This is a genomic window from uncultured Parolsenella sp. (assembly GCF_934660935.1).
In the GTDB taxonomy this organism is placed as follows: Bacteria; Actinomycetota; Coriobacteriia; order Coriobacteriales; family Atopobiaceae; genus Parolsenella.
Genome location: NZ_CAKUIH010000005.1, coordinates 102745 through 114212 on the forward strand (window position 1 = coordinate 102745; position 11468 = coordinate 114212).

8 protein-coding genes are annotated in these 11468 nt (G+C 62.6%); 3 read left to right on the forward strand and 5 right to left on the reverse strand.

Translation table 11 applies throughout. The features are described from left to right. The first annotated feature begins 215 nt into the window (after positions 1-215). Positions 216-3995 (forward strand): phosphoribosylformylglycinamidine synthase, encoded by a 3780-nt coding sequence (locus tag Q0H23_RS03875; RefSeq protein WP_293835904.1) that lies wholly within the window; start codon positions 216-218, stop codon positions 3993-3995. 217 nt (positions 3996-4212) lie between these two features. Next, entirely contained in the window at positions 4213-5232 is a 1020-nt protein-coding gene (locus tag Q0H23_RS03880; RefSeq protein WP_293835906.1) for a M42 family metallopeptidase, read from the forward strand. A gap of 201 nt (positions 5233-5433) precedes the next feature. Here the strand turns inward: Q0H23_RS03880 and Q0H23_RS03885 are convergent, their stop codons facing one another. From Q0H23_RS03885 to dcuC, 5 genes are all read right to left on the reverse strand, one after another. After that, positions 5434-6405, reverse strand: a complete 972-nt coding sequence (locus Q0H23_RS03885; RefSeq protein ID WP_293835908.1) for a 3-hydroxyacyl-CoA dehydrogenase family protein — start codon at positions 6403-6405, stop codon at positions 5434-5436. A gap of 64 nt (positions 6406-6469) precedes the next feature. Further along, on the reverse strand, positions 6470-7030 hold the full coding sequence (locus tag Q0H23_RS03890; RefSeq protein ID WP_293835910.1) for a DUF2798 domain-containing protein: 561 nt from the start codon (positions 7028-7030) through the stop codon (positions 6470-6472). 225 nt (positions 7031-7255) lie between these two features. Beyond that, positions 7256-7708 (reverse strand): DUF1893 domain-containing protein, encoded by a 453-nt coding sequence (locus Q0H23_RS03895; protein WP_293835912.1) that lies wholly within the window; start codon positions 7706-7708, stop codon positions 7256-7258. Between the two features lie 187 nt (positions 7709-7895). After that, a complete protein-coding gene (locus tag Q0H23_RS03900) occupies positions 7896-9077 on the reverse strand; it encodes a MalY/PatB family protein (RefSeq protein ID WP_293815781.1) in 1182 nt (393 codons plus the stop codon). A 94-nt stretch (positions 9078-9171) separates the two neighbouring features. Continuing rightward, positions 9172-10539 carry a C4-dicarboxylate transporter DcuC gene (dcuC, locus tag Q0H23_RS03905; protein WP_293815784.1) on the reverse strand — a complete coding sequence of 456 codons (1368 nt, stop codon included), beginning with the start codon at positions 10537-10539 and terminating at the stop codon, positions 9172-9174. A 231-nt stretch (positions 10540-10770) separates the two neighbouring features. Between dcuC and Q0H23_RS03910 the strand changes: the two genes are divergently transcribed. Next, the gene (locus tag Q0H23_RS03910; RefSeq protein ID WP_293815786.1) at positions 10771-11298 is read left to right on the forward strand and encodes a MarR family winged helix-turn-helix transcriptional regulator; all 528 of its coding nucleotides are present in this window, start codon (positions 10771-10773) and stop codon (positions 11296-11298) included. Positions 11299-11468: the final 170 nt, after the last annotated feature.

Here is an 11468-nt window from a genome sequence, read left to right on the forward strand (position 1 = left end):
GGCAGCCCGCGCAAAGTTGACAAAGGGACTGTTCCTTTGTCAACTTGCGGCCAACACGCTGGCCGATCTCGCGGCATAATAAGGAGTTGTGCCAACGGCCGCCCAGCTGTGCCGCGGCACGCGCGGCGCTGGGTCTGACCGCCTAGCCAGCCGCATTCACATCGCAAGGAAACCAAGCACCGCGAATCGGCCAAAAGCCGAGAAGGGCAGGATCAATGGTCTCTCGCATCTACGTTGAGAAGAAGCCGGGCTTCGACGTGGAGGCGCAGCAGCTCGCACAAGAGCTGCGCACCATCCTCGGTATCGGTGGCCTAACGGGCCTCCGCGTCATCAACCGCTATGACGTCGAGGGGGTCGATGAGGCCCTGTTCCAGCGCTGCGTGCCCATCGTCTTCAGCGAGCCGCAGGTCGACACCGCCACTGCCGAGCTCCCCGTCGAGGGCATCGAGCTCGATGAGCGCGGCTATGTCGCCTCCGCCCCGGCCGGCACCGCCGTCTTCGCCGTGGAGTACCTGCCCGGCCAGTTCGACCAGCGCGCGGATTCCGCCAGCGAGTGCGTCCAGCTCGTGAGCGCCGGCGAGCGCCCGGACGTTCGATCCGCCAAGGTTTACGTCCTCTCCGGCGAGCTCTCCGCCGCCGACATCGACGCTATCAAGCACTACGTGATCAACCCCGTCGAGGCCCGCGAGGCGACGCTCTCGACCAAGGCGACGCTCAAGATGGAGGTCGCCACCCCGGCCGACGTCGAGGTTCTCGACGCCTTCCTCAACCTCGATGAGGCCGGTCTCGCCGCTTTCATCGCCAACCGCGGTCTTGCCATGGACCTCGCGGACATCAAGTTCTGCCAGGAGTACTTCGCCAGCGAGAAGCGCAATCCCACCATCACCGAGATTCGCGTCATCGACACCTACTGGTCTGACCACTGCCGCCACACCACCTTCGGCACCCAGCTCGAGAACGTCCAGATCGATGACGAGGTCGTCAAGGCCGCGTTCGACAAGTATCTCGAGGTCCGCCACGAGCTCGGCCGCGACGCCAAGCCCGTCTGCCTCATGGACATGGGCACCATCGGCGCCAAGTGGCTCAAGAAGCAGGGCATCCTCAAGAACCTCGACGAGTCCGAGGAGATCAACGCCTGCACCGTCAAGGTGAAGGTCGACGTCGACGGCGAGGACCAGGACTGGCTCTTCCTCTTCAAGAACGAGACCCACAACCACCCGACGGAGATCGAACCCTTCGGCGGCGCCGCCACCTGCATCGGCGGCGCGATCCGCGACCCGCTGTCCGGCCGCAGCTACGTCTACCAGGCCATGCGCGTCACCGGCGCCGCTGACCCGACGGTCCCCGTCTCCACCACGCGCGCCGGCAAGCTCCCGCAGCGCAAGCTCGTGACCACCGCAGCTGCCGGCTACTCCAGCTACGGCAACCAGATCGGCCTCGCCACCGGCCAGGTCTCCGAGCTCTACCACCCCGGCTACATGGCCAAGCGCATGGAAGTCGGCGCCGTCGTGGGCGCCACCCCCGCCTCCCACGTGCGTCGCGAGTGCCCCGCCCCCGGCGACAAGATCGTCCTTCTCGGCGGCCGCACCGGCCGTGACGGCATCGGCGGTGCCACCGGCAGCTCCAAGACCCAGAACGTCGAGAGCCTGGAGGAGTGCGGCGCCGAGGTCCAGAAGGGCAACGCCCCTGTCGAGCGCAAGCTCCAGCGTCTCTTCCGTCGTGGCGACGCCTGCCGTCTGATCAAGCGCTGCAATGACTTCGGCGCCGGCGGCGTCTCCGTCGCCGTGGGCGAGCTCGCCGACGGCCTCGACATCGACCTCGACCGCGTGACCAAGAAGTACGAGGGCCTCGACGGCACCGAGCTCGCCATCTCCGAGAGCCAGGAGCGCATGGCCGTGGCCCTTGCCGCCTCCGACGTCGATGAGTTCATGGGCTACGCCCGCGAGGAGAACCTCGAGGCCACCGTCATCGCCACCGTCACCGAGGACCCGCGCGTCCACATCACGTGGCGTGGCGACACCATCGTCGACCTCTCCCGCGAGTTCCTCGCCAGCAATGGCGCCCCGAAGCACATGGACGTCCACGTCCTGAAGGCAGAGCGCTGGGAGCCCGAGTGGGCAGGCGACACCCTCGCCGAGCGCATGAACTCGCTCGTCCGCGACCTCAACGTCGCCTCCAACAAGGGTCTGTCCGAACGCTTCGACTCCACCATCGGCGCCGCCACGGTCCTCATGCCCTTCGGCGGTAAGACTCAGCTCACCCCCACCTCCGCGATGGTCGCGAAGTTCCCCGTCGACGGCGAGACCACCACTGCCTCCGCCATGGCGTGGGGCTTCAACCCCTATCTGATGGAGAAGAACCAGTTCGCCGGCGCCTATCTCTCCGTCGTCGAGAGCATCTCCAAGCTCGTCGCTGCTGGCTTCGCCCACCGCGACGCCTACCTCTCCTTCCAGGAGTACTTCGAGCGCCTGCGCACCGAGCCCGAGCGCTGGGGTAAGCCCATGGCCGCCGTCCTCGGCGCCCTCATGGCCCAGATGGACCTTGGCGCTGGTGCCATCGGCGGCAAGGACTCGATGAGCGGCAGCTTCGAGGATGCCGAGGGCGAGCTCAACGTCCCGCCCACCCTCATCAGCTTCGCCGTCGCCGTGGGCAAGACCGCCCGCGCCACCTCGCCTGAGTTCAAGGCCAGCGGCCACCGCGTCATCTGCGTCGAGCCTGCCGAGTACGGCGACGACTACCGCCCGAACGCCACCGGCCTGCTCGAGACCTTCGACGTCATCGAGAAGCTCGTGGGCGATGGCGCCGCGCTCGCCATCTCCACGCCCGGCTACGGCGGCGAGGCCGAAGCCCTGTTCAAGATGTGCGTCGGCAACCAGCTCGGCGTCACCCTCGTCGAGGACGTCCCTGCCGACAGCCTGTTCGACCCGGCCTACGGCAGCTTCCTCGTGGAGCTCGCCGACGGCGCCGAGCTGCCCGCCTCGACCGACAACGTCTCCGTCGAGCTCCTCGGCACCACGACCGAGGCCTACGAGTTCGTTGCCGCCGGCGAGACCTGCGATCTCGCGACCCTCCAGGAGGCTTGGGAGAGCGGCATCGAGGGCGTGTTCCCCTACCGCACCAAGGTCGAGGCCGAGAAGGTCGATGCAATCAACTACCAGGCCAAGGACGTCCACGTCTTCAGTGGCGCCAAGCTCGGTCGCCCGCGCGTGACCATCCCCGTCTTCCCGGGCAACAACTGCGAGTATGACTCCGCCCGCGCCTTCACCGCCGCCGGCGCCGACGCCGACGTCTTCGTCATCAACAACCTCACGCCTGCCGCTGTTGCCGAGAGCACCCACGAGCTGGCCGAGCGCATCCGCAAGAGCCAGATTGTCATGATCCCGGGCGGCTTCTCCGGCGGCGACGAGCCCGATGGCTCCGCCAAGTTCATTACGGCCTTCTTCCGCGCCCCCGAGGTCACCGAGGCGGTTCGCGACCTGCTCCAGCAGCGCGACGGCCTCATGCTCGGCATCTGCAACGGCTTCCAGGCCCTCATCAAGCTTGGCCTCGTTCCCTACGGCGACATCGTCGACGCCACGCCCGAGGCGCCCACGCTGACGTTCAACATCATCGGCCGCCACCAGAGCCGCCTCGTGCGTACCCGCGTCGCGAGCAACCTTTCGCCGTGGCTCGCCCAGTGCGAGCAGGGTAGCGACTACACCGTCGCCATCTCCCACGGTGAGGGACGCTTCGTCGCCAGCGACGAGGTTCTCGCCCAGCTCATCGCCAATGGCCAGGTCGCCACGCAGTATGTCGACGAAGCCGGCGTTCCGAGCATGGATCTCGACGTGAACCCCAACGGCTCCATCGCCTGCGTCGAGGGCATCACCAGCCCCGACGGCCGCGTCTTCGGCAAGATGGGCCACGTCGAGCGCCGTGGCGACGGCCTCTACGCCAACGTGCCGGGCAACAAGTTCATGCCCGTCTTCGAAAGCGGCGTGAAGTACTTCATGTAACCTGAAAAAGGGACAGTCCATGTAACCTGAAAAAGGGACAGTCCCTTTTTCAGGTGGCAGCCGTCCGTCACTCAGGTAGCCACTTGCCATCAGGCGCCCCGGTTCCCTCGCGAGCCGGGGCGCTTTTTTGTGCGCCGGCGCCCGAGCCTCGGCGTCGTTCGCCCCACGTCTGGCCGATAATGGAGGACAAGCAACAACCACGACCACGGAGCAAACCTTGGATTCCAACCTCACCTACATCGCGGAGCGCCTCACGGAGCTCACCGCCATCCCCAGCCCCACCGGCTATACCAAGCATGCAGCGGACTATCTCGTGAAGACCCTCACCGAGCTTGGCTTCGCGCCCGGAATCTCTAACAAGGGCAACGTGCTCGTCCAGCTGGGCGGCGAGGGCAACCCTCTCGTGCTCGCCAGCCATATCGACACGCTCGGCGCCATGATCCGCTCCATCAAGGACAACGGCCGCCTGCGCCCCACGACCCTCGGCGGCCACCAGTGGCGCACCGCGGATGGCGAGAACTGCACCGTCCACACGCGTGACGGCCGCACCTACACCGGTGTCGTCCTCAATACCGAGCCCTCCGCCCACGTCGCAGACGACAAGGTCGAGCAGGTCGAGAAGAACATGGAGATCCTCCTCGACGAGAACGTAATCACGAAGGACGAGGTCCTGGCTCTGGGTATTCAGACAGGTGACATCATCGCCATGGACCCGCGCACCACGATCACGGAGAGCGGCTACATCAAGAGCCGCTTCCTGGATGACAAGCTCTCCGCCTCGATCCTCATCGGCTTCGCCCGCGCCGTCGCCGCCGGCGAGATCACGCTCTGCCGCAAGGTCTCTCTGCTGTTCACGGTTTACGAGGAGGTCGGTCACGGCGGTAGCGTCGTGCCGGAGGATACCCGCGACATGATCAGCGTCGACATGGGTTGCGTGGGTGCGGACCTCGGCTGCACCGAGCGCATGGTTTCGATCTGCGCCAAGGACTCGGGCGGCCCGTACAACTATGACGTCGTGAGCGACCTCGCGGCGGCGGCCAAGGCCGCCGGCCTCGACTACGCGATCGACGTCTACCCGCACTATGGCTCTGATGTCGAGGCCACGCTCACGGCCGGCTTCGACATCCGACACGGCCTCATCGGCCCCGGTGTCTACGCCTCGCACAACTACGAGCGCTCCCACATGGACGGCGTCCGCAACACCTTCGAGCTTCTCCGCGCCTACGTCGCGCTGTAGATCGAGCTTCTCCGCGCCTACGTCGCGTTGCGCCTACGTCGCGCTGTAGAGACACCAAAACCCGCTAGACACAAAAGCGCGCCTGCACGGTCAACGTGCAGGCGCGCTATTTGTAAGAACAGGAATTGGCGGGAAATCGCCCCCGAACCCAATCTCACAGCAAGAGGGCGAGCCAGATCGTCAGGCTCGCCCTCCATTTCGCTACAGCTTCTTGTGGAGCTTCAGCAGCTCGATAAGCATATGGTCACGGTACTCCGCTAGGCTCTCGGGCGTATTGCCCGTCTGTGCGGGACGCGCGGCAAGCTCGGCGTTCACGCCGTCTTGTGCCACCTGCGCAAACTCGGGCGGGAAGCTCTTCCAGTCCGCCATGTCCTCAAGCCACAGGTTGATCGAGTCATTGAGGTGATTCATGAGGCCGGACACGCCGCCCTTGCCGCCGCCCAGCTCAAACACGAGAGACGGCCCCATGATGCCCCAGCGAATGCCCGGGCCAAAGGTCACCGCCTTGTCAGCGTCCTCGATGCTGCACACGCCGGAAAGCACGAGGTTCGCCACCTCACGATACAGCGCCATCTGAAGCCTGTTGCAAATAAAGCCGAGAGCCTCCTTCTGCAGCACGACCGGCTCCATACCAATAGCCGTATAGAACGCCTTGGCGCGCACGACGGTCTCCTCGCCGGTCTTCTCGCCCTTCGTAATCTCCACGAGCGGAATGAGGTGAGGCGGGTTGTAGGGATGGCCGCCACAGAAGCGCTCTGGATGCTTGGCGTTCTTGGCGATCTCAGTCACGAGCAGGCCAGACGTTGAGCTCGCAACGATGGCGTCTGGCTCTGCCGCCGCCTCAATCTCCTTCACGAGCTCCCATTTGACCTCATAGTGCTCAGCCGAGGACTCCTGGATGAACTGTGCGCCCGCGACCGCCTCGGCAATGGAGGTGGTGTAATGGATACGCCCCGCGATTGCCGCCGACTCTTCCTCCGTATAGACGCCATTCTTCACGAGGGACTCCAGCGAAGCCGTCACACGCTCGCGCGCGAGCTCGCTCGACTCCTCCGTGCGGTTCTGCGCCCACACGTCAAGCCCAGCCATCGCAAACTTAAGCGCGTAGCTATACCCGATGACGCCGGCACCGACCGACGCCACCTTCTTAATCTGGATGCCGTCAATCTCCATGCAAAGCCTCCCAGCCGAGGAAACGCGGGTCTCGTAAGCCCGCCTCCTCTGAGTATAGGTCTGGCTACACCGCCTCGGCAGCGAAGTCATCCGCCTCGTCCTCGTCGCCAATAGCCCCGAGGTCCGCCAGCTCGACCGGCTCCTCAAGCACGGTCCCCATGGGGAACGCGCGGCGGAACACAAAGCGAGCGAAGGGCCCGGCAACGAGGAGGTTCCACGGCAGGGCCATCACGAAGTTCCAGGGGATGTTCGAAAGCCAGGCCATGGGGACGATCGCGAGCGTACCGGCATGGAAGGCTCCCTCAAAGGCGCCGTAGAGCGACATGATGATCACCATCGGCACTACCATGCAGCCAGAGACCACGAGCGTCATGGCGCGAGGAGAACTCTTGCCCGGGGTTACGAGGTACTTGAACGCGAAGCCTTTGGCGAGCGGTCCCGCGATTAACACGTCGCACAGCATTGCAAAGACATAGGCAGGCGGAAAACCAATCCAAGCATCCAAGATCACGTCCATCCCGACGTGGCCGTACATGCGCGCGACGTTGTAGATGGACATCCAAAGCACCATGCAGAAGCACATGATGACGGTGAAGATCAGGCTCTCTCGCTTGTTGGTAGGCATATGTGGGCAATTCCCTTCTCTTTGTCTCCGCGGGACATCGCGCGCGGCCATGTGTCGAGCCAAAATAAAACGGGCGAGACGAAGTCTGAACTTCATCTCGCCCGTATGCGTATGCATGGCTGCGACTACATCCTATGTTGCATGGGCAACCCTACCACGAAACGCCATCCCTTCGTAAGCGTTTAGTTTGTGGAGACTAACCCATGGAAAGGAAGTGCCCTTCTCCTACTTAGCCCAGGGCACGCTGCAGCTGGGGTTCTCCTCGGAGGAGAACTTCTTCTCGAGGAAGGCCCACATCTCCTCTGCGGTCTCCATCTCGGAGAGGGCAGCCTCAACAGGGCAGACCTTCGAGGGGTCCTTCGAGGACTTCACGAGCTCAATGTCCTCCTCGGCATAGAACTCGACGCCGGCAGCCTCGAGGAAACGACGGCCCGGCTGAGAGAGCTGACGGCACGCAAACCTCTTGACGCCAAGCCTCTTTCCCACGGTCGAAAGCGCGGCGCCAAGCTGAGTGGCCACGAGGGCGTACGCGCCGGGAACCTCATTGGCGAGCATCGCCTTGACGATGGTGCCAGCCGGGCTCTTCTGAGCGCTCCAAACGACCTCGCCAGTCTCGGAGACAAGCGCAACAAGCGCGCCATCGGCGGTGCCGATCTCAAGCAGTTCTTCGTTGGTCATCGTATGACCCTCCTATCGCACTGACATACGAGGCGCAAACCCCGCTCTTCTCTGCCGCACTTCTACCCGCATAGTTACGTTACTAAACAGATGAGACCAAGCAGAAACGGGGTGGAACGGATTTCTCCGCCCCACCCCGCTGTCAGCTACTTAGTGCAGCTTGGCTTTAGTCGCTTGCACGTAAGAACTAGGCGCGAGCCTTGACGGCAGCCTCGATGCGCTTAGCGCCCTCCATGACCATGGAGCGCGGAGCGGCGAAGTTGAAGCGCATGAAGCCGAAGCCCTCCTTGGCGCCGAAGGTGGTGCCGTCGTTCAGCAGGACCTTAGCGTCGTTGAACATGAAGTCCTTGAGCTCCTGCTGGGTCTCGAAGCCGAGGCCGCGGCAGTCGAGCCAGCTCATGAAGGTGGCCTCGGGCTTGATGGCGGTGATGCCCGGGACGTTCTCGTTGATGTAGTCAACGAACATGTCGCGGGTGCCGTTGAGGTAAGCGAGGCACTGGTCAGCATAGTCGTCGCACTGGCCGAAGCAGACCTCGAGGGCGATGTTGCCGAAGATGTTGCGACCCATGCCCTTGGCGTAAGCCTGCTGGTTCATCATGCGACGGTAGATCTTCTCGTTGTGCGTGAACCAAGCAGCGGTGCGGAAGGCAGCAATGTTGAAGGTCTTGGCCGGGTTGACGAAGGTGATGGAGTTGTTAGCGAACTCCTCGGAGATGGAGCAGAACGGGATGAACTCGCCGCCGTCGAAGACGATGTCAGCGTGGATCTCGTCGATGCCGACCATAACGTCGTTGGCGATGCAGAGCTCGCCCATGCGAGTGAGCTCCTCGCGGGTGAAGTTGCGGCCGGTCGGGTTCTGCGGGTTGCAGATGAACATGACCTTGAGGGCGGGATCCTTGAGCTTCTTCTCGAGGTCCTCCCAGTCGATCTCGTAGCGACCGTCGACGAGCTTCATCTCGTTGTAGACGAGCTGACGGCCGTTGTTCTTGATGAGGCCGTGGAACGGCGGGTAAACCGGGGTCTGGAGGAGGACCTTATCGCCGACGGCGGAGAACTCCTTGACGACCCAGATCATGGCCATGATGACGTTCGGCGAGAAGTCGATGTAGTCGGGGTTCAGCACGGTGTTGTGACGAACCTTGTACCAACGAGCGACGGCGTTCTCGAAAGCGGAGTCGATGTAGGGGTAGCCGTAGTGGGGCATGTCGACGCGCTTGTGGAGGGCCTCGGTGAGCTCAACCGGGCTCTGGAACTCGGAGTCAGCAATCCAGAAGGGGAGGACGTCGTCCGGGCAGAGGGACGGGTCAAACTTCTTGGCGTCGGTGCCGCGGCGATCAACGCCCTTATCGAAATCGTAAACGTGGCTCATGATTTGCTCCATTTCTTTCTGAGTTAGAACGGACTGCAAAACAACGCACTACTTGGATGGTAGCAGCGGTACGTCCAGTAAAACAAGGGAGGGCTTAGAAGAACAGGGTCCAGCCGTAGCCGATGATGACGTTCAGCAGGAACATGGTGATGCAGGGGATCATGCAGCTCTTGGAGAGATCCTGCAGGTCGATGCCGCCCATACCAGCGGTAGCGATGATGACGCCGGCGACGGGGGACATGGAGCGGCCCATAGCGGTGGCGAGCTGCATCGGGACGGCGATGCTCTGGGTGGCCATGCCCATGGTGGTGGCCATATCCGGGACGAGCGGGCCGAAGGCGTACCAAGAGGCGTTGCCAGAGCCGAGGATGAAGGCACCGAAGAACGTGATGAAGGACATGCAGAGGACGACGATGATCGGGGCACCGTTGGCCTCGGCGAGGAGGCCGGAGACGACCGTCAGGCCACCGAGGAGCTTGATGCCCTCAGCGAAGATGGCGGCGGCAGAGAGGATGGAGACGACGCGAGCGAAGGCGCCACCCATCTCCTTCATGACGAAGCCCATGTCGTCGGTGACGGCCTTGTCGCGCTTACGAACAAGCTCGATGAGGAAGACGATGAGCAGGCAGAGCAGGTTCGCGACAGCGACGTCCATCTTAATGGGGCTGAAGGCGAAGGCAATGATGATGACGAGCGGGGCAACCGGGAAGATGGAGTACCAAACCGGGCAGTCAGAATCCTTGACGGCCTCGTGCTGGAGACCCTCGACGCCCTCAGAAGCGGCGGCCTTCTTGTCGCAGCGGTTGAGCCACATGGGAAGAAGGATGGCGGCGATGACGGACAGGATGACACCGACGGGGAGCTGCCACTGCATGAAGTAGTCAATCATCGGGATGCCGACGACCTTCTCAGCGGCGAAGATGGCGGAGGAGTCGTTGGGGCCCCAGTCAAGGAAGCTGCCCATGACGACGGCGGTGCACGCGGAGAGCGGGCTGATGCCGAGGGAGATCATGATCGGGAAGGCGATGGACATAAGGAGCATCGCGTGGCCGGAAGCGCTGGGGATAACGAGCTTAAGAGCGCAGCCGATGAGGAACAGGAAGCTCAGAACGATGTAGGGGTTCTTGATGCCACCGAGGGGCTTGGTGGCGAGGAAGGCCAGCTTGGTGGAGGCACCGATGTGCGTCATGTACATCGCGTAGCCGGTGACCATCATAAGCGTGAGGCCGACGCCGCTCATGTTCTTGGAGAAGCAGTTCTTCGCGAACACGACGCAGTCGAGAATGATGTTACCGGTGGTGTCCTCACCGAGGACGGAGGTGCCGGTGAAGGCGGAATAGGCCATCAGAACGGCGATGCCGGACATCATGAAGATGAAGACGGAGTTGACCTTCTTCAGGACGCAGCGCACGACGAATGCGATGTAAATCAGCGTCAGAAGAACAGAGATTGCAGGACTCATCGACTCACTTCCTCTTTTCTTTGAGGTTATAAAACGACCAGATGCGAACTGGCTTGCCATGGCGTTGTTTAGCATCTACATCGCCGTAGTTTAGACGCTAACTTGCGTTGTTTTACGCTTAAACTATGAACGGTAGTTTATCGACCGCGAACGGTATCGCCATTCCCCTATTAATACTGTATGTTTTAGTAGTAAACTCATACGGTTACCTCGAATGAAGGGAGGTTGTATATGACGCAGCCAGTACCCAATGACGGCATTCGTCACCCCATTGACGACGTCACGGCATGTGACATCCTCCATCAGATGTCTTCTTTCTATTCCGGAACGAAGAAGCCCCATGACTACGGCACCGGCGAGGCATACACCGCCTGGGAGACCCACGTCATCAAGTACATCGCCGATCACCCCGGTGTCACGCTCACCGACATGGCACTCGCGTTTGGCAAGACCAAGGGCGCGTTCTCCCAGATCGTGAATAGGCTCGTCGCGCGCGGCCTTATCGTCAAGAACAAAGCGGAGGGTATGGACAACCGCCAGTTCCTCGAGCTGAGCGAGAAGGGCCTCGAGCTCAACGCTGCGCATGAGCACTATGATGCGGTTCACTTTGGCGAGTCGATGTCCATCGTGAGGTCTCAGTACACGGACGAGGAGGTTGACCAGGCCTTTACGGTTCTGCTGTGCTGGCTCAACGCGCGTCGCGCTATCCACAAGAAGCGCATCGAGCAGCAGAAGACTTCTGGCAACGACTCCTTCTAGCGATTGCGGAGCGGCAGGCCGCGCAAGATGCGCGAATCTTGTTGGCGCGGGGTGTGCGGCCGACACTAGGTGCATACCAGCCGACGCAAAGCGAAGGCGGCTGGTGCCAAGCGCAAGATGTACGCCGATTCCAACGCCAGCCTCTTCGCGCACATATATTGTTTTGCGCG